Annotated in this window: 19 protein-coding genes; 6 read left to right on the top strand and 13 right to left on the bottom strand. The window is 63.5% G+C overall.

All coding sequences use genetic code 11. The features are described from left to right. Together U5760_RS08785 and U5760_RS08780 are read left to right on the top strand one after the other, a co-directional pair. Positions 1-1,431: a HAMP domain-containing sensor histidine kinase gene (locus tag U5760_RS08785; RefSeq protein ID WP_322011125.1), complete on the top strand. Its 1,431-nt coding sequence runs from the start codon at positions 1-3 to the stop codon at positions 1,429-1,431. A 13-nt stretch (positions 1,432-1,444) separates the two neighbouring features. Next, positions 1,445-2,116 carry a response regulator transcription factor gene (locus U5760_RS08780; protein ID WP_322011123.1) on the top strand — a complete coding sequence of 224 codons (672 nt, stop codon included), beginning with the start codon at positions 1,445-1,447 and terminating at the stop codon, positions 2,114-2,116. Positions 2,117-2,150: 34 nt separating this feature from the next. Here the strand turns inward: U5760_RS08780 and U5760_RS08775 are convergent, their stop codons facing one another. From U5760_RS08775 to U5760_RS08750, 6 genes are all read right to left on the bottom strand, one after another. Further along, positions 2,151-2,309 carry a hypothetical protein gene (locus U5760_RS08775; RefSeq protein WP_322011122.1) on the bottom strand — a complete coding sequence of 53 codons (159 nt, stop codon included), beginning with the start codon at positions 2,307-2,309 and terminating at the stop codon, positions 2,151-2,153. Positions 2,310-2,351: 42 nt separating this feature from the next. Continuing rightward, on the bottom strand, positions 2,352-2,630 hold the full coding sequence (locus U5760_RS08770) for a DUF4148 domain-containing protein (protein ID WP_322011121.1): 279 nt from the start codon (positions 2,628-2,630) through the stop codon (positions 2,352-2,354). A gap of 129 nt (positions 2,631-2,759) precedes the next feature. Then, positions 2,760-3,434: a response regulator transcription factor gene (locus tag U5760_RS08765; RefSeq protein WP_322011119.1), complete on the bottom strand. Its 675-nt coding sequence runs from the start codon at positions 3,432-3,434 to the stop codon at positions 2,760-2,762. Positions 3,435-3,488: 54 nt separating this feature from the next. Continuing rightward, positions 3,489-4,445, bottom strand: coding sequence for a LysR family transcriptional regulator (locus U5760_RS08760; RefSeq protein ID WP_322011117.1), 957 nt, complete (start codon positions 4,443-4,445; stop codon positions 3,489-3,491). Between the two features lie 269 nt (positions 4,446-4,714). Next, positions 4,715-5,083 carry a BON domain-containing protein gene (locus tag U5760_RS08755; protein ID WP_322011116.1) on the bottom strand — a complete coding sequence of 123 codons (369 nt, stop codon included), beginning with the start codon at positions 5,081-5,083 and terminating at the stop codon, positions 4,715-4,717. A gap of 136 nt (positions 5,084-5,219) precedes the next feature. After that, positions 5,220-6,416: a porin gene (locus tag U5760_RS08750; RefSeq protein ID WP_322011115.1), complete on the bottom strand. Its 1,197-nt coding sequence runs from the start codon at positions 6,414-6,416 to the stop codon at positions 5,220-5,222. A gap of 77 nt (positions 6,417-6,493) precedes the next feature. Here U5760_RS08750 and U5760_RS08745 point away from each other — a divergent pair, with 77 nt between their 5' ends. After that, on the top strand, positions 6,494-6,811 hold the full coding sequence (locus U5760_RS08745) for a hypothetical protein (protein ID WP_322011114.1): 318 nt from the start codon (positions 6,494-6,496) through the stop codon (positions 6,809-6,811). A gap of 374 nt (positions 6,812-7,185) precedes the next feature. After that, positions 7,186-7,449, top strand: coding sequence for a DUF4148 domain-containing protein (locus U5760_RS08740; RefSeq protein ID WP_322011113.1), 264 nt, complete (start codon positions 7,186-7,188; stop codon positions 7,447-7,449). Positions 7,450-7,586: 137 nt separating this feature from the next. Here the strand turns inward: U5760_RS08740 and U5760_RS08735 are convergent, their stop codons facing one another. Beyond that, a complete protein-coding gene (locus tag U5760_RS08735; protein ID WP_322011112.1) occupies positions 7,587-8,042 on the bottom strand; it encodes a DUF1269 domain-containing protein in 456 nt (151 codons plus the stop codon). Positions 8,043-8,307: 265 nt separating this feature from the next. Here U5760_RS08735 and U5760_RS08730 point away from each other — a divergent pair, with 265 nt between their 5' ends. Both U5760_RS08730 and U5760_RS08725 read left to right on the top strand, forming a co-directional pair. Further along, a complete protein-coding gene (locus tag U5760_RS08730; protein WP_322011111.1) occupies positions 8,308-8,709 on the top strand; it encodes a DUF3331 domain-containing protein in 402 nt (133 codons plus the stop codon). 215 nt (positions 8,710-8,924) lie between these two features. Next, positions 8,925-10,385 carry a mechanosensitive ion channel gene (locus U5760_RS08725; protein ID WP_322011110.1) on the top strand — a complete coding sequence of 487 codons (1,461 nt, stop codon included), beginning with the start codon at positions 8,925-8,927 and terminating at the stop codon, positions 10,383-10,385. 5 nt (positions 10,386-10,390) lie between these two features. Here U5760_RS08725 and U5760_RS08720 read toward each other — a convergent pair whose 3' ends face one another. The 6 genes from U5760_RS08720 to U5760_RS08695 form a co-directional block, all read right to left on the bottom strand. Continuing rightward, on the bottom strand, positions 10,391-11,356 hold the full coding sequence (locus tag U5760_RS08720; protein ID WP_322011109.1) for a LysR family transcriptional regulator: 966 nt from the start codon (positions 11,354-11,356) through the stop codon (positions 10,391-10,393). A gap of 141 nt (positions 11,357-11,497) precedes the next feature. After that, complete coding sequence (locus U5760_RS08715; RefSeq protein WP_322011108.1) at positions 11,498-12,409, bottom strand: bestrophin family protein; 912 nt, start codon at positions 12,407-12,409, stop codon at positions 11,498-11,500. Between the two features lie 61 nt (positions 12,410-12,470). Then, positions 12,471-13,478, bottom strand: a complete 1,008-nt coding sequence (cydB, locus tag U5760_RS08710; RefSeq protein ID WP_322011107.1) for a cytochrome d ubiquinol oxidase subunit II — start codon at positions 13,476-13,478, stop codon at positions 12,471-12,473. Positions 13,479-13,482: 4 nt separating this feature from the next. Then, positions 13,483-14,871 (bottom strand): cytochrome ubiquinol oxidase subunit I, encoded by a 1,389-nt coding sequence (locus U5760_RS08705; RefSeq protein ID WP_322011106.1) that lies wholly within the window; start codon positions 14,869-14,871, stop codon positions 13,483-13,485. Between the two features lie 49 nt (positions 14,872-14,920). Beyond that, positions 14,921-17,197 (bottom strand): FdhF/YdeP family oxidoreductase, encoded by a 2,277-nt coding sequence (locus tag U5760_RS08700; protein ID WP_322011105.1) that lies wholly within the window; start codon positions 17,195-17,197, stop codon positions 14,921-14,923. A 273-nt stretch (positions 17,198-17,470) separates the two neighbouring features. Next, positions 17,471-17,738 (bottom strand): hypothetical protein (locus U5760_RS08695; RefSeq protein WP_322011104.1); only part of this gene is annotated, 268 nt, incomplete at its 5' end.

The following is a 17,738-nucleotide window of genomic DNA, read 5'->3' as shown; positions in this document are numbered from 1 at the left end:
ATGGCGCCGCATGGGCCGGCTCCGTCGCAGGCCGATGCGCCCATGCAGGCGCTCGAAGGGCAGCACTGGCGGACCACCACGTTTCGCTGGCTCACCGCCTATGCGGCTATTTTCTCGCTGGCGTTCATGGCGCTCATCGGGTTGATCGAATACTCGGTCACGCATGCGATGGAGCGCGAGACCGATAGCGGCCTGCGCTGGCAACTGCGCTATTTCGACGCGCGCAGCGACGCCGAACTGGCTTCCGCCATCGCTTTGCGGCTCGCGCACGACAGCCCCCATCTGAACCACTACGGACTCTTCAGCGCCGATGGCCGCTACGTGGCCGGCGATCTCGACACGCTGCCAGGCACGCTGCGGCTCGACGCCGTGGAGAAGATGCACGACCACGCGCGCGGCGAGAACGTGACGCTGAACGTGGACGGCTCGCCCAGCGAATTGCGCGTAATGGGCGAAATGAGAGCGAATGGTCAGCGTCTTGTCGTGGCGCGCTCGCTCGAGGACGTGGGGCGCGTGCACGGCGAACTCGTGCGCGCGCTCGTGATCGGCGGCATATTGTGTCTGGGCGGCAGCGTGCTGGGCGGCGTCCTGATCAGCATGCACCAGATGCGGCGCGTTTCGGCCATCCGCCGGGCAACGGCTTCGGTGGCGGCCGGCAATCTTTCGCTGCGGCTGCCAACGGAAGGGCGCGACGAACTCGCCATGCTGGCGCAACTCGTCAACCGGATGCTGGACGAGGTCGAACGCCTCATGGCCGAGGTGAAGATGGCCTCGGACGGCATCGCGCACGATCTGCGCACGCCGCTCGTGCGCCTGCGCGCGCGTCTCTCGAATGCGGGCGGCGAAGCCCGTGCGCGCAGCCCCGAAGAACTCGCCGCTGTGATTGCCGGCGCCCGCGCGGAAATCGACGGATTGCTCGACCGCTTCACGGCCATGCTGCGCATTGCGGAGATCGGCTCGCGCCAGCGGCGCGCCGCCTTTGCCGACGTCGATCTGCGCTCGCTCGTGGCCGATCTCTACGATCTCTACGAGCCGCTTGCCGAAGAAAAGGGCATCGCGCTCGAAACGCACCTCGCCGATGTGCGGCTGGTTGCCGCGGATCGCGCGCTCCTGTTCGAGGCCTTCAGCAATCTGCTCGACAACGCGGTGAAGTTCACGCCGCAGGGCGGGGTAGTGCGCATGAGCCTCGAAGCGCTCGCCGAGGGGGCCGCGTTCAGCGTGGCCGATAACGGACCCGGCATTCCCGAAGAAGAGCGTGCCCTCGTGCTGGAGCAGCTCTATCGCGGCAGCCGCACGCGGCATCTGCCGGGCAGCGGGCTTGGGCTCGGCATCGTCTCGGCCGTGATGCGCCTGCACGACTTCACGCTGGCCATCAGCGGATCGAACGAGGGGACGGTCGTGCGCGTCGACTGCTGGCCACACCACCGATAAAGACGAAGAACGAATGAGAGTATTGCTGACGGCAAGCGCCGATACGACGCGCCATTACATGCAAAAGGCGCTGACCGAGAGCCTGAATAGCGTCGAGTCGACGGACGATCTTTTTTATGCCCTACATCTCGCACTGAACGAGGATTTCGACGCCATCGTCATCTGCCGGCAGAGCGAAGAGGATCTGGACACGCTGTTCGACGTGCTGGGCGATCTGCGCCGCCTCGCCAACGCGCCGGCCATCGTCATCGCGCTGGGCCGCGGGACACCGGCGGAGTGCGCGCAGCTCCTGCGCGCCGGCGCGGATGCCTGCTACGTGCAACCCTACTCGGTGCTCGAGATTCACGAGCGCATTCACGCTCTGCGGCGCAATGCGGCATACGGCAGCGAGGCGCATACCGATAGTCTGCGCCTCGATCCGATGACGCGCGAAGCCGTGGACGGTGCATTGCGCATTCCGCTCACCACGCGCGAGTTTCTCCTGATCGAATGCCTGCTGCGCCGTGCGAATGCGCCGGTGGGCCGCGAACAGCTTACCCGCTACGCGTGGCCCGAACGCGAGGACGTGGAGCCTTCGAGCGTCAATCTGGTGGTTTCGCGCCTGCGTAACAAGCTGAAAGTGGCGGGCGCGCGCTTCAGGATCGACACGGTCAATCGCTATGGCTATCAACTGAGCACGACGTAGCGACTACGAGGGGCCGGTCGAAGGCCCCTTGTTTCTACGAACCGAAATAGGGCGTGCAGAAGTCGGGCGGCCCGACACAATTGCCGGGGCCATCCGCGGTGGGTTGCAGCGACGCACAGCCCGCGAGAGCGAAGGCCCCGATCGCCGCGACGAGCAGGCCTCGTGCCAGTCGGATCATTCCTTGTTTCGTCATGGTGCGCTTCCTTCCGGTAGCAATAACGTGCGCGTGCGCGGATTAGTGCGAGTAGAGCGTCGAATTCAGGTAGTCGAGCTGGCCGTCTTTCTCCGCCTGAATCAGTTCCTGATAGACCTCGGCGCGGGTCTTCTCGTGAACCGGCTCGCCATAGGGCGCGACCCAGCCGCCGTTGTACGGGGTGGTTTGCGTTTGCGTGGCGGTTGCAGTGGTGTTGGCCTGCTGCCCGGAGTTGCCCATATCGGGCGATGTCTGCGCGTAGACCGATGCCGAAACGCAAGCGGCAAGGCCGGCAGCGATACAGAATGGGATGGCGTTCATGGTTTCTCCTGACCCGGAATTCGCACGTACACGGTGTGGGTACGTGCGAATCAGGATAGTCAGGCCTGCCTACCAAAACGGCCGCGTAAAGATGAAGAGATGTTTAGGCTGCGCGTCGAGCGGGTGCGTTCAGCCGAGCAGGTAGCCGGCGCCGCGAATCGTGCGCAGGAGCGACGGCGTGCCGGGTGTATCGAGCCGGTTGCGCAACCGGCCGATGTGCACATCCACGATATTGCTGGCCGGATCGTAGCGCCCGCCCCAGACCGATTCGAAGATCATCGTGCGGGTGAGGACCGTGCGCGGATGGCGCATCAGATATTCGAGCAGCTTGAGCTCTGCGGGGCGTAGCTTCACGGGTTTGCCGTTCGCGGTGAGCGTGTGGCGGATCAGGTCGAGTTCGAGCGGCGGGACGCGCAGGACGGTTGCCGGCGCGCTGGTGTGGCGGTAACGGCGCAGGATGGCTTCGACGCGCGCGAGCATCTCTTCGGCGACGAAGGGCCGTGTGAGGTAGTCGTCGCAGCCGGCCCGCAGGCCCTGCACGCGTTCTTCCACCGTCTGCGAGGAACTGACGAGCACGATGGGGGTGTCCATGCCCACGCTGCGCATGGTGGTGACAATGGCGAGTCCGTCGAGATCGGGCAGGCGGCGTTCGATGGTCACCGCGTCGTACTGGCCCGAGAGCGCGAGCGCGATGCCTTCGCGCCCGGTGCGGGCGATTTCCACATCGAAGCCGGATTCGGCGAGGCGCGGCGCGACGCCCTGGCGGCCCGGCGCATGATCTTCAATCGCGAGAACTCGGTGCATGGTGGTGGCGGCGGAGGGAGAGGTCCAGGAAATGTGTGCGGGCCGCTTGCGGCGTCAGGCCGTGGCGTGTCTCGGCGGCAGCGAAGCGGATGAGGGCGCGAGGGGCGATGGGGATGACGCGGTCGCGGCACGAAAACGCTCAACGGCGAAGTCGATGAAATTGCGTACCTTGATGCTCAGATAGCTGCGGCCGGGATAGACGAGCGAGAGGGCGCGCTCGCCGCCGTTGATCGCATACTGGTTGAGAACGGGCAGCAGGCGGCTGCACGCGAGGTCTTCGGCGACATAGGGCAGCGGCAGCACGCCGATGCCCATGTCGGCGAGGGCTGCCGCGCGCACCGTGGCATAACCGTTCGCCACGAGCGGACCATTCGCGGCTACGCGGTGGTTCGCGTCCTCGCTGCCGAACTCCCACGTGCGCGGCCCGTTCGCCGCCACCAGCAGATCGTGCCCGGCAAGATCGAGCGGCGTGTGCGGCGCGCCGCGACGCGCGAGATAGGCCGGTGTGGCGACGGCGATCTCGCGGATCGACGTGAGATCGCGCCGCACCAGCGTGGTGTTGATGGGCTGGCGGTCGATCGCGAAGCACAGGTCGAAGCCCCCTTCGATGAGGTCCAGGTGCGACTCGAACACGGTAACGTCGAAATCGACGCGGGGATTGGTGCGCCGGTAGGCGCCGAGGAGCGAGGCGAAGTCCGGTCCCGCGAAGATCGAATGCGAAGCGATGCGCAGCACGCCGCTCGGGTCGCGCGTGGTGCGCACGAGTTCGGACTCCATATCGTCGAGCTTTTCGAGCACGGCACGGCAGCCGTCCAGATAGAGCTGCCCGGCCTCGGTGAGCGAAAGCGAGCGCGTGGAGCGGTTCAGGAGGCGCATGTTCAGATGCGCCTCGAGCATGCCGATGCTGCGCGTGACCGCGGCGGCGGACATGCCTAGCTGCTTGCCGGCGAGGCCGAAACTGCTCAGATCCACAACCTTCGTGAACACGCGCATTGCTTGAAGCTGATTCATGGGCAACCCGCTGTGATTGGTGCGCTGAAGGGCGGCGCATTGGCGAAGGGCGGGGCGTGCCAGCATTCGGTACGTCCTTCGTCTTTCGGCCGGTGATGCGTCGCGCGGCGCACGATCCTTGTCATCGACCGGACCGATTATCTGGCGCTTGAACGGAGGATTCGCTGAAGTTGCAGCAGTTTGCGCATTAAACCTGTGTCATCGAAATGAAACAGAAACAAAAGCGTGAGGCGGCGCGAACGCCGCCTCACGCGACAGCGCCCCGGCGCTTACTGCGGAGTCTTCACGCTCAGGCCGTTGGTCAGCGAGGTCACGCCCTCCACCTTCTGGGCCACTTCGCCCGCGAGATTGATCTGATCCTGGCTAATGCAGTTGCCCGTGAGCGTCACGGCACCGTTGACGGCCTTCACGTAGATATGCGTGGGATCGAGGCCTTTCGTGCGCGCCAGCGCATGACGCACCTTCTTCACGAGCGCGCGGTTTGCCGCCTTGGCTGCCTTGGGGGAAGCCGGGGCCGCTGTCGCTGCCGCCGGGGCCATGGTGCCCGCGTCGGCCGAACTCGCCTGTGCGTATGCACCGATTGCCAGCGTCAGCGCGACTGCGGCGGTGGCGGCTTTGGCAACGTGGATTGCCTTCATATCGATTCTCCTTGCCCTGTAGATTCGTCGTTGCTTGCGTATTCGACGACGTGGTGCGGAAGGCGCGACCGTTGTGCGCGGTGCACCTTCGGTTCTACCTTCCGCATTGCGCGCCGTTATCTTTTGCGGTGTGCGATCAGAACTGGGTCATGATGCCGACGTTCGCAGCGAACTGGCTGTGACCGTAGCCGGGGCCTTCGTTGATGCCGCCGCCCACTGCGCCGCCGCCGTTGGCGTTCGACGCACCGCTCGCACCGTACGGATCGGCATAACCGTTGCCAAGGCCGATGTTCGACGTCGAGCTGTTATGGACATAGCCGAGCTCGGTATAGAAGAACGTGCGCTTGGACAGGTTGTAGGTGCCGGCGAGCGTGTACAGCGTGGCGTTGCCGTTGCCGTTGTTGGCGTTGGCGTGATAGATGGCTGCCGTGAGGGCCGTGGCGGCCGAGAGTTGCCACGCGGCGCCGCCCCATTCGTGATCGACCGTGGTGGGCAGGCCGGCACCGCCCGGCGAGGCGGCGCCGTCGTAGCCGGCTTCGTCTGCGTCCGGTGCCGAAAGGTGCTGGTAGCCCGCATAGAGCTTGACCGGGCCGAGCGTATAGGTACCGCCCGCCATGATCGAACGCGAGTACAGATAGACGTTGCTGAAGCGGCCAAACGGGTCGCGGATTTCGTCGTACAGCGCCTGCACTTCGAAGTTCGTGGCGTTGTACTGGGCCTTGAAGCCGTCCGAGCGGCCCTGGCCGCTGCCGAAGCCCGAGGTGGCTCCGAGCTGGCCCGGAGCACTGCCCGTGCCGCCGTTGCCGTTCCAGTTCGAGCTGTTGGCCAGATCGTATTGGCCCTTCAGGGTGAGGCCGGCGAGGAGCGGCGAGGTGTATTCCACGCTGTTGCCGGCCTGCGCCCAGTTACGTCCGCGCACGAGCGTGGCGATTGCATACTGCTGCATCAACTGCGGGTCGATATCCCAGCTGTCCTGAATGATTTCGGCGGCGCCGGCATAGCCGATCTTGAACGTACCGTAGTTGTCGTTCGTCAGGCCAACGCGTGCTTCGCGGCCGAACAGCGAACCGTTCTGATAGTTGCCGTTCATCAGGTTCAGGCCCATTTCGAGCTTGAAGATCGCCTTCGTGCCGCCGCCGAGGTCTTCCGCACCCTTCAGGCCGAATTCCGATTCGCCCCAGTCGCCGCTTTCCATCTGGACCGCGTTGCCGCCCGGAATGCCCTGGCGATACTGGATGCCGGCATCGAGCCGGCCATACATCGTAACGCTGCTCTGTGCGTGCGCAACGATCCCCGCAGACATGAGCGCCGCGGCGAGCAAAGCCTTCTTCATCATCTCCTCCATACCTGAAAAGTTGGGTTGTAGTACTACTAACTTTGCTCGATGGCTTGCACCGCGAGCAAAGCGGCTTGTCGAAAGTAGCGGCCCCGGTTCGGCATGGAATTGCTGTTGCTTTCAGGGAGCGAAACTACTTTCTTGAGCTTTTATTTGTTTATTTTGACAACAAATGTATCAAAGGGAATTCGGCGAGGCGAGGGAGGAATGAGCCGGTTCGCCGGATTGTCTCCAAATTGCAATGGAATCGCGCGGAATATCCGGGTAAAAAAATCTTAATCTCGGCAAGTCATTGTTTTTTAGATGGGATTCGAGGCGTGTTTTATTTTGCAAGGTTAGTCTCTATTGCCGCGTCTCTTCTGATGTGGGATATTTCGGCCGGTGGTAAATGAACGAATATTTATCTATTGGATACCTTGCTTTACGCATTGAATTACGTCCGATAGCCCGAAGAATGTCGATGGAATGATGGCTCGGAGGCAGGGCGCCACGAAGGCGCGGCAGGATGGTCGAATTAATCTGACCGGTCATCGATCGCCGGCGTGTTAATTCATTTCGTGCTGTAAGGGATGGTCAGGTGGGGTGGTGCCCTATTCGGGACAGTACATATCGGCCGATTTTCGTACCCGCGTCTCGTACCGATTGTCACGTTGAGAAGAATACTGAATTCGTCAGAACAGGGTTTTTCTCTAGGGGTGACTACTTATATACTCCGGCTCAAGGTTCCTGAATGGAACTGCCCGATTCCCTTTCCGGAGCGTTCATCATGAAGACTTCTCTCGTTGCCATCGCCCTGACTGCTGCGCTTGTTGTTCCCGTTACGTCGTTTGCACAGTCCAGCGAAGGGCTGTCGCGCGCTCAGGTGCGCAACGAAATGATTCAGGTCGAACAGGCCGGCTACAACCCCGCGCACATGAACCCGCGTACCTTCACCTCGGACATTCAGGCGGCGCAAGCGCGCGTGGCGCAAGCGAATACCGCGTACGGCGCTTCGACGGACGGCTCGTCGCAAGCCGGTGTCGCGAAGTAATGGTTCGACAGAGCGTGAAGCAGGAAGCGCAAGACGTTTGCTGACCAGGTTTGCTTGAGAAACGGCAACGGGCCGCTTTAGGGCGGCCCGTTCGCTTTTGTGGCTCTTGTTTCCCGGTTATCGTCTCGTACGCAACCTCAATCGGCTAACGGCTGGCGATGCACACTACCGCCATAGCCGGTAACGACGTTATCGACCACGAAGGGCGATGGTTCTTCGGCTTCCAGAATAACGGCGGCCGTGCCGGGCACGAGTTTCGCCGAAACCGGGTTCACCAGTTCGCTGTCGATAAGCTCGTGAAGCGCGTGTCCGGCGAGCCCGGCGCTGGCGCCTGCGGTCAAGCCCAGAGCGGAACCGACCGGGCCGCCCAGCAGGCCGATCAACACTCCGGATAACGCACCGATTGCGGTCCCCCAGAAAGACCGCGTTTGCTCGTGCAGGACGGTGAGCTTGCCCGACGCGTCCTTTTCCGCGATCACGCCGCTGTGAATGACGAGTCCCTGGCCTTTTTCGGCCGCATCCTTGAAGTCCCGGCACGCCTTTTCGGCAATATCGAGTGTGCCGAATACGGCCACAATCAAAGTGTTTGCCACGCTATCCTCCCACCGCTCGGCGCCTTGTCTATAGTAGAGAGTAGTCAATCGACGTAGCGCTCGCGACGCCATTTCTCCAATTCATCATATCGGATCGGGCACGAACCCTTTTGCGGATCCCGGGTGCTAGCATGCAATAAACGGGGTTCGTTCTCTTGCGCGCTCGTGGCAAGGCTGTCCTATGTTTTGGAGTGCGAATCCATGTAGGGAACGGGAGAGGTAATCCGCAGTTGAATGCGCAATCGTGACGACTGGGAGGCGGAAGATGCGAGAACCGAGTGCCGTGGATGCCTGGCAGTACACACTCGATCTGCTGAGGGGCGCGAGCGGCCCGCGCAGCCCGCTTGGCTCGCCAAAGGATACGTCCCGCGACGCCTGCGCGGCGCGCGGCAAAGCGGCCGCGCGAACCACCCCCACCGGTCACGCGCATCTGGCGATCGTGGAAGCGTGGTCCGATAGCCTCGTTTCGGTGTCATGGAGCGACCCGACCAGCGGGCGATATTCGGAGCAGCCCTGGCGGCTCTGCATTGCACGCAGAGGCGGCGTATGCGCCTTGACGGGCGCCCATATTCGTCGCGGCGACCGGGTCTTTCGCCCGCTCTCCAGGAAGTTGAAATCCGTGAACGATGGATGGGCCGTTCTGGCATCGGCGTTGAAGCCGGCTTGAGCCATAGACGAAAAAGATCCCCAAAGTGGGGGGCTTTGGGGGAGGGAGGGCCAACACGATGGAACCTGTGCCCTGCGGGCGAGGATCCATTGCGAATGGTAGCGGCCTGCCCTCTGGCGCGAAAGGCGCGCCATACGATAGCTAATATCGGACAGTGCAACGACACTGCAATACGTACGCCGTAGTCTGACGACTAACCTGGGTGGAGAAGAAAAATGGACGCATCCAACTTTATTGCGGCGTTGCAGTCGTCGCTGGGCGGCTATTTGCCACGCGTGGCGGCGGCCATCGGCATCCTGATCGTCGGCTGGATCGTGGCGACGCTGGTCCGCGCCGGGGTGCGCAAGCTGCTTTCGGCGCTGAAGGTCGACGAGCGCATCGCGGAGAGCGCGGGGCAGGGCGCGTTTGTCGAAACGCTGATTGCGAGCGGCCTGTTCTGGCTCATTCTGCTCGTGACGGCGGTGGGGATATTCAATGTCCTCGATCTCACCGACGTATCGAGTCCGTTCTCGCAACTGCTCGCACAGATCGTGGGCTATCTGCCCAATCTCATCGCCGGTGCGGCCCTCACGCTGATCGCCTGGTTGATCGCGCTGGTGTTGCGCGGCGTCGTGCGGCGCGCGCTGCGGGCCACGCGGTTCGACGAGCGGCTTTCGGACAATGCGGGCGTGAAGCCCGCAAGCGGCTATCTCGGCGATCTGCTTTTCTGGCTCGTCATTCTGCTGTTCCTGCCCGCCATCCTTTCCGCGTTCGCGCTCGCCGGCCTGCTCGCGCCCGTGCAGTCGATGATCGACCGGCTGCTCGCCATCGTGCCGAACCTCTTTGCAGCCGCCGTGATCGGCTTTGTGGGCTGGATCGTGGCGCGCGTGCTGCGCGGCCTCGTCGTCAATCTGCTCGTGGCCGCCGGCGCGGATCGTCTGCCGAAAGAAGTCGGGAGTCCTACCTCGATCAAGCTGTCGAGCCTCGTGGGCACGCTCGTGTATCTCTTCGTCTTCGTGCCGACCTTGATCGCCGCGCTCGACGCCTTGCACATCGACGCCATTTCGCGGCCGGCCACCGACATGCTGGGCCAGTTTCTCGGCGCCGTGCCGGACATCATCGCGGCTATCGTGATCCTGCTGGTCACGTATTACGTCGCGCGCTTCGCGGCTTCGCTCATTCGCAGCCTGCTGGTGGCGGCCGGCGTGGACGGCCTGCCGGGGCTGCTGGGCGTGGGCGGCGTGTTCACCGGAATGCTGCTGCCTTCGGTGCTTGCCGCGCGGCTCATCGTTTTCTTTTCGATGTTGTTCGCGGTCGTGGAGGCGGCGAACCGGCTCGGCTTCACGCAGGTTCGCGACATCGTCACCTTGTTCATCCAGTTCGGCGGCCACGTGCTCATGGGCGCGGTGATACTCGTGATCGGATACTGGCTGGCGGACCTCGCGCGGCGTGTGATCCAGCAGGCCGAAAGCGATCACAGCATCCTGTTCTCGCGCATCGCCCAGTTCGCCATCCTGGGGCTCGTCTTCGCGATGGGACTGCGCGCAATGGGCATTGCCAACGAGATCGTGCAGCTGGCCTTCGGGCTGGTGCTGGGCGCGATTGCCGTTGCCGTGGCGCTCGCATTCGGGCTGGGTGGACGCGAGGCAGCCGGCAAGCTGCTCGACCGCTGGTTGAGCGATCGTTCGCCGCGTTAAGCGCTTCAGGGCGATCGATCCGCCGTTGTCTCAGCGCCGCTCGCTTCTGTGTTCGCAACGTCGCCTGGACTCAGCGTGCCGAGTAGCTCCGGCACGCACTCTTTCATGATGTTGACCACCATTCGCACGCGCGCCGGGATCGGGCGCTGGGCGCGTGTCAGCACGTGCAGTTCCTGGGGCGGGACGCCGTAGGCCGGCAGCAGCGGCACCAGCTTGCCGCTCGCGATCGCGTCGACGCACGCGAACCGCTCGATCACGCCGATACCCAGCCCTTCGCGGATCATCCGGTACATCGCTTTCCAGTGATTGGTGGTGATGGCGGTGCGGATCGCCACGCTTTCCCGTGTATTGGAAGCATCGACGAGCGGCAACTGGTCCGCGCCGAACGTGCCTTTGAGGCGAATGAACGGATGGTCGATCAGGCCGGCGGGTTCGTTGACCGGCGCGTGCCGCGCGAGGTAGGCGGGGGAGGCGACCAGCATGCGCTCCACTTGCCCGAGGCGGAACGCGAAGAACGCGCCTTCGCCCACCTGCCCCTGGCGAAACGCGATGTCCACGCCTTCGGTGACGAGATCGACCGTGCGGTCGCTCAGGGCAAGGTCGATGTTCAGTTGTGGATATGCCTCGCGCACGAGCCCGAGCGCTTCCGGCAGGATCATTTCGCCGAGGCAATGCGGAGCGCCGATGCGAATGGCGCCCCTGAGAACCTGCCCGTCGCTCGAAACATCCGCGATCGCCTGTTCTGCCGCGGAAAGAATCTTCTTGCTGCGTTCATAGAAGATCTCGCCTTCGGGCGTGCATTTGAACGTGCGTGCATTGCGTAGCAGAAGGCGGCACCCGAGGTACTTTTCGAGGCGCTCGATCCGCTCGCTCGCAGCGGGCTGGCCGATGTTCAGGTCCCTTGCCGCGCTGGAAATGCTGCCGCGTTCCACCGCGCGAACGTAAATGCGCATGGCTTCCAGTAGATTCACAGGCAGGCTCCGCAAACCGGGGCGGGGCAGGTGCGCGGCGGAGCAACGGCAAAGCGGGGTATTTCGGTCATATCGTGGCGTGAGGAAACGTTCCTCGATGGCATGCGCTGCGCGTGTTCAGGTTGAGTGAAGGAGAGAGGCTCAGGAGAGCTGGTAAGGCCGTACCGGCGCAACCGGTGCCGGGACCGGGCAGCCGCAGAGTTCGAGAATGGAGCGCTCGATATTGCGTGACATCGCATCGAGTGCCAGCGCGTTGGGGGCGGTGCTGAACGGGTCGGCTACTTCGCTTGCGATGGCTTCGAGCGCGATCAGCGTATAGGAGATGAAGACGCAAAGGAGCGGCGTGAAGAACTCGGTCGAATCGACGAGACCGAACGGCAGCAGCATGCAATAGGCATAGACGGTACGGTGCAGCAGCACGTTGTAGGCGAACGGGATGGGCGTGGAGGCAATGCGCTCGCAGCCGCCCACCACCTTGCCGAGTTCGTTGATTTCGGCGTTCAGCATCCAGAGTTTCGCGTCGGAGGTGTGGGCCCGCTGGCCGGGGCTCGCCACATCGCGGCGGATTTCGTTGAGTATCGCCACGGGCTTGTAGCAGTGGTCGCGCAACAGTTCGGTTTCCTCATGACCGAGCAGGCGCTCGAAGTCGCCGGTGGGGTCGCTTCCGCGCAGTTCGTGCTTGAGGGCATAGACGAAGCCGATCAGGCGCTGGGCGATACGCAGCGTGTCCGCGCGCTCGGGCACGTAGCAGAGCAGTTCGGAGGTGAGCGAGCGCGAGGCGATCAAGAGGCTGCCCCACAGATGGCGCGCTTCGTTGAAGCGCTCGTAGCTGGCGTTGTTGCGAAACGCCAGGAAGATGGCGAGCGCCACGCCGAACAGCGTGAAGGGCGCCGTGTTGAGCGGAATCTTTTCGCCCAGCACGCGGCCGTGCGTCAACACGGCGAGGCTGCTGACGACGGCCATGAAGGTCAATTGCGGAATGATCGATGGCAGCACCGAGCCGTTCCAGACGAACAGCAGGCGGAACCAGTTTTCCTTGGGCCGGACAATCATGAAGCGAGCGCTATTGTCGTTTATCGAATCGTTGGGAGTGCGTAGCGTACGAAGGCCGGCCTCAGTGATAGCCGGCATCCCCTTCGCGCACCTTGCCGCGGAACACGCGATACTGCATGGCGTTGTAGACGAGAATGACCGGCAGCACGATCACGGTGCCCACGAGTGTGAAGAGCTGGCTCGAATGGCTCGACGAGGCTTCCCAGATCGTGAGCGAGGGCGGAACGATGTTCGGCCAGATGCTGATGACGAGCCCCGTGAAGCCCAGAAAGCAGATCGCGAGCGTGAGGATGAAGGGGGTGGCTTCGTGTTGGAGCCGCAACGTGCGGAAGATGCCCCACACGCAGGCCACCACGAGCACCGGCACCGGCAGGAACCAGCCCAGATTGCCGCTCGCGAACCAGCGTGCTTCCACGGCCGGCAGGCCCAGTACGGTCCACAGGCTCACCACGACGATCGCCGCGAGCAGTACCGCCGCGAGCGGGCGCATGAGCTGGCGCATTTTGCGTTGCAGGTCGCCGTCGGTCTTGAGGATGAGCCAGCCGCAGGCGAGCGTGGCATAGGTGATGAGCACGCCGAAGCCGCAGAACACGCTGAACGGCGAAAACCAGTCGAACGGGTCGCCTGCAAAGCGGCCGTTCTCGATATGGATGCCCTGCAGGAGCGAACCCAGCACGATGCCCTGGCACATCGCGGCGAGCGCCGAGCCGCCGATGAACGCGAGATCCCAAGCATGCTGCGTACGCGTGGCCTTGGCGCGCAGCTCGAACGCAGCACCTCGGAAGATGAGCCCGACCAGCATCAGGATGAGCGGCATGTAGTTCGCGGGCAGCAGCGTGGAATACACCACCGGAAACGCGCCATAGAGTCCCGCGCCGCCCAGCACGAGAAAGGTTTCGTTGCCGTCCCACACCGGCGCGACGGTGTTGAGCATCACCTCGCGCTCGCCCTTGCCCTCGAAGAACGGGAACAGCAGGCCGATGCCGAGATCGAAGCCGTCCAGCATGACGTAGATGAAGACGCCGAGGCCGATGATGGCGGCCCAGATCACGGGGAGATCGATTTGCATGGCGTCAGTCTCCGGTCACGGCGTCGAGGGTGCGGTTGTGCAAGCCGGGGTGCTTGAGCGATTCCCCGCTTTCTATGCCCTCTCCCGGGCCCGTCTTCATCATCTTCAGCATGTAGTAGGCCCCCGTGCCGAACACCAGAAAGTACACGATGACAAGAATCAGCAGCGAGACGCCGGCCTGCTGGGCGCCGATGGGCGACACCGAATCCACGGTGCGGAACACGCCATAGACGGTCCACGGCTGGCGGCCCACCTCGGTCGTGACCCAGCCCGCGAGCAGCGCCACGATGCCGGACGGTCCCATGCAGAGCACGAGCCACTGATACCAGCGCGTTTCGTAGAGCCGCCCGCGCAGCCTCAGCCACAGGCCCAGCACCGCGGTGAGCAGCATCAGCATGCCGAGGCCCGCCATGAGGCGGAAGGTCCAGAAGATGATGGGCGAGTACGGGCGGTCCTCGGGCGGGAATTCCTTGAGGCCGCGAATCTCGCCGTCCCAGCTATGCGTGAGAATCAGGCTGCCCAGATGGGGAATCTGGATGGCATAGCGCGTGACTTCGGCGTTCATGTCCGGAAAGCCGATCAGGTTCAGCGCCGTGCCGCCGTGCTCCGTTTCCCAGAGCCCTTCGATGGCCGCGATCTTGGCCGGCTGGTATTCGCGCGTGTTCAGGCCGTGCGCGTCGCCCACGAAGATCTGCACGGGCGCGAGCACGAGCAGGATGCCGAGCGCCATCGAAAAGCTGCGCTTGACCGGCACGTCGCGCCGCCCGTGCAGCAGGTGCCAGGCGCCGCACGCCGCCACGATGAACGCGGCCACGATGAAGGCGGCGATCGTCATATGGGCAAACCGGAACGGGAACGACGGACTGAAGATGACCTTGAACCAGTCCACCGGCACGACGCGGCCGTTTTCGATGACGAAGCCCTGCGGCGTCTGCATGAAACTGTTGGAAGCGAGAATCCAGAACGTGGAGATCAGCGTGCCGAGCGCGACCATGAGCGTGGCGAAGAAGTGCGCGCGCGGGCTCACGCGGTTCCAGCCGAACAGCATCACGCCGAGAAAACCCGCTTCGAGAAAGAACGCCGTGAGCACCTCGTAGGTCAGCAGGGGGCCGGTGACGTTGCCGGCCACCGTGGCAAAGCCGCTCCAGTTGGTGCCGAACTGGTAGGCCATCACCACGCCGGAGACCACGCCCAAGCCGAAGCCCACCGCGAAGATCTTCGACCAGAAGCGGTACATGTCCTTGTAGGCCGGGTCGCCGGTCATCAGCAGGCGCCATTCGAGCGCGGCGAGAAAACTCGCCATGCCGATGCTGATGGCCGGAAAGACGATATGAAACGAGACCGTGAAGGCAAACTGGAGCCTTGCCAGATGAAATGCGTCGAAGATCTGCATAATGGGTCAAAGCTCCCGTGTTACCTGCATGGACGGTCCCGCGCGGCGGCTAGTTCGTGGCGGTGCGCACCACGCGCACGGGCACGGACTTGTACGACGGCGTACCGCTTTCCTTATCAATATAGTCCAGTGGAACCAGCACGTTCGCTTCCGGGTAATACGCCGCCACGGAGCCCTTTGCGATGCTGTAGACGATTGCCGTGATGCCGTTCAGGCGCAGCGTGCGGCCCGGCGTGGCCGTTTCGATATCCACGAGGTCGCCGTGCTCGATGCCCTGCGCGGCCATGTCCTCTTCGTTCATGAACAGCACGTCGCGGCGGCCGAAAACGCCGCGATAGCGGTCGTCGAGCGCGTAAATGGTGGTGTTGTACTGGTCGTGGCTGCGGATCGTGATGAGGCGCAGCACGTCTTGCGCGTCCAGCGCGTCGGCGTCCTCCTTCACGCCGCCATAGACGGAAAACTCGGCCTTGCCCGACGGCGTGGGCCACACGCGCTCGGTGGGCGGCAGGGGCAGGCGGAATCCGCCCGGCTGCCGGATGCGGTCGTTGAAGTCCTCGAAGCCGGGAATGACGCGCTCGATCAGATCGCGAATCTTGTCGTAATCCGCAATCAGTTCCCTCCACGGCAGCTTGCTTTGCGGCAGCGTGGCGCGCGCCATGCCGGCCACGATAGCCGGTTCCGAGCGCAGGTGCTCCGAAGCGGGCACGAGCTTGCCGGCCGAAGCGTGCACCATCGACATCGAGTCTTCCACCGTGATCGACTGCCGGCCGCTCGTCTGCATGTCCAGTTCGGTGCGGCCCAGACACGGAAAGAGGTAGGTTTCCTTCGAGACCAGCAGATGCGTGCGGTTGAGCTTGGTGCCGATATGCACGCCCAGATCGAGCTGCGCCATGGCGGGGAAGGACTGGCCGGAATCGGGCAGCGCCACGGCGAAGTTGCCGCCGAGGCAGATCAGCGCCTTCGACTTGCCGTCGATCATGGCCTGCATGGCCTGGACCGCGTCGTGGCCGTGCCCGGCGGGCGGCGTGAAGCCGCAGGCGTCTTCGATCAGCTTGAGAAACGATGCCGAAGGCTTTTCGGTGATGCCCACCGTGCGGTTGCCCTGCACGTTGGAGTGCCCGCGTAGCGGACAGATGCCCGCGCCGGGCTTGCCGTAGTTGCCGCGCAGGAGCAGCAGGTCGGCGATCAGGCGCACATTGGCGGTGCCCTTGTTGTGCTGGGTGATCCCCATGCCGTAGGTGACGATCGTCGCGTTGGACTTCGCATAGGCGAGGGCCACGTGCTCGAGATCGGGGCGCGTGAGGCCGCTGGCCTTTTCGATGTCGTCCCACGAGGTGGCTTCGAGGTCGGCCGCGAAGGCGTCGAACCCCTGGGTGTGCTCCGCGATGAAGGCGTGGTCGAGCACGTTGCCTTCTTCGGCCTCCATGGCGAGCAGCGCCTTCATGATGCCCTTGAGCGCGGCCGCGTCGCCGCCGGCATCGACCTGGAAGTAGGTCGAGGCGATGCGCGTCGAACCGAAGGTGGCCATTTCGACCACGCTCTGCGGGTCGGCAAAGCGTTCGAGCGCGCGCTCGCGCAAGGGATTGAAGACGATGATCGGCACGTTGCGGCGCGAGGCCTCGTGCAGCGTACCCATCATGCGCGGGTGATTGGTGCCCGGGTTATGGCCGATGGAGAGGATGAGCTCGGCTGAATCGAAGTCGTCGAGCGAGACCGTGCCCTTGCCGATGCCGATCGACTGCGGCAGCCCCACGCTGGTGGGCTCGTGGCACATGTTCGAGCAGTCGGGGAAATTGTTCGTACCGAACTCGCGCGCGAACAGCTGATAGAGAAAGGCGGCTTCGTTGGAGGCGCGTCCCGACGTATAGAACTCGACCTGATCGGGCGGGAGCGAGCGCAGGATTTCGCCAATGCGCGCGAAGGCGTCTTCCCACTCCACGGCGCGATAGGTGTCCGTCGCGCGGTCGTAGACCATCGGGTGCGTGAGCCGGCCCATGTCCTCCAGTTCGTAATCCGTTTTCTGCAGCAGCGACGTGACCGTATTGGCCGCGAAGAATTCGGGCGGCACGCGTTTGGTCGTCGCTTCCCACGTCACGGCCTTTGCGCCGTTCTCGCAGAACTGGAACGTCGAGCGGTGCTCCTTGTCGGGCCATGCGCAACCCGGGCAGTCGAAGCCGTCGGGCTGATTCGTGCGCATCAGCGTAATGGGCGCCTCGATGCTTTCCATCTGCAGATGGATCGCCTGCGCGGTTGCCCGCAGCGCGCCCCAACCGCCGGCCGGACCGTCATAAGGATGCACGCCCGGCACTTCGCGTTGCTTTGTCATAGAAAACTCCGTGAGCTGTTCCAGATGCGCTGGAGAATGTCGAAACCGTAACGGTGCAGGAAGTCGTAAAGAAGCGAGGGCGGCCCTCGCGTGCCGCTGCGATTTATTGTAGAGAATTCAGAGGGTTAAACAAGACGGAATAAATGCGATTCTAATAATTGGCCGACGCGTTATGTTTAATAAAATACATCGAATAAAAAACCTGTGAAGCAATGCGGCGTCCGTCGTTAAAAAGCATTCGCGAGACAGGAACGCCGCCCGGCTTTTCATTCGCTATTTGGCGCTTGCGCCGGATTCACGTTCGCTGCGCTTCTTGCGCCCCTTGCCTGTTGAAGTTTCGGCGGCGCTGGCCGCTTTTTCAGCGTCCGGGGTTGTGCCGCCGCCATTGCCCGCTTTCTCCGGTTTGGGCCTGGGCGCACTGGCTATCTTGTCGAATTTGACTTCGTCGCTGTCCTTGTCGTAATCGATTTCCACGCTGTCGCCGGATTTCAAGGCGTTGCCGAGTATTTCCTTCGCGAGCCGCGTTTCCACTTGCTGGCGA

Source organism: Paraburkholderia sp. J12, from assembly GCF_905220215.1.
Lineage (GTDB): Bacteria > Pseudomonadota > Gammaproteobacteria > Burkholderiales > Burkholderiaceae > Paraburkholderia.
This window is presented reverse-complemented; position numbering and strand designations above follow the sequence as displayed.

Bases quoted from the DNA above. Each gene is read 5' to 3' on its own strand.
- U5760_RS08700 (WP_322011105.1), bottom strand. From the start codon at position 17,197: ATGACAAAGCAACGCGAAGTGCCGGGCGTGCATCCTTATGACGGTCCG.
- U5760_RS08725 (WP_322011110.1), top strand. From the start codon at position 8,925: ATGGACGCATCCAACTTTATTGCGGCGTTGCAGTCGTCGCTGGGCGGC.
- U5760_RS08740 (WP_322011113.1), top strand. From the start codon at position 7,186: ATGAAGACTTCTCTCGTTGCCATCGCCCTGACTGCTGCGCTTGTTGTT.
- U5760_RS08750 (WP_322011115.1), bottom strand. From the start codon at position 6,416: ATGAAGAAGGCTTTGCTCGCCGCGGCGCTCATGTCTGCGGGGATCGTT.
- U5760_RS08775 (WP_322011122.1), bottom strand. From the start codon at position 2,309: ATGACGAAACAAGGAATGATCCGACTGGCACGAGGCCTGCTCGTCGCG.
- U5760_RS08785 (WP_322011125.1), top strand. From the start codon at position 1: ATGGCGCCGCATGGGCCGGCTCCGTCGCAGGCCGATGCGCCCATGCAG.
- U5760_RS08755 (WP_322011116.1), bottom strand. From the start codon at position 5,083: ATGAAGGCAATCCACGTTGCCAAAGCCGCCACCGCCGCAGTCGCGCTG.
- U5760_RS08765 (WP_322011119.1), bottom strand. From the start codon at position 3,434: ATGCACCGAGTTCTCGCGATTGAAGATCATGCGCCGGGCCGCCAGGGC.
- U5760_RS08730 (WP_322011111.1), top strand. From the start codon at position 8,308: ATGCGAGAACCGAGTGCCGTGGATGCCTGGCAGTACACACTCGATCTG.
- U5760_RS08780 (WP_322011123.1), top strand. From the start codon at position 1,445: ATGAGAGTATTGCTGACGGCAAGCGCCGATACGACGCGCCATTACATG.
- U5760_RS08770 (WP_322011121.1), bottom strand. From the start codon at position 2,630: ATGAACGCCATCCCATTCTGTATCGCTGCCGGCCTTGCCGCTTGCGTT.
- U5760_RS08760 (WP_322011117.1), bottom strand. From the start codon at position 4,445: ATGAATCAGCTTCAAGCAATGCGCGTGTTCACGAAGGTTGTGGATCTG.
- cydB (WP_322011107.1), bottom strand. From the start codon at position 13,478: ATGCAAATCGATCTCCCCGTGATCTGGGCCGCCATCATCGGCCTCGGC.
- U5760_RS08715 (WP_322011108.1), bottom strand. From the start codon at position 12,409: ATGATTGTCCGGCCCAAGGAAAACTGGTTCCGCCTGCTGTTCGTCTGG.
- U5760_RS08705 (WP_322011106.1), bottom strand. From the start codon at position 14,871: ATGCAGATCTTCGACGCATTTCATCTGGCAAGGCTCCAGTTTGCCTTC.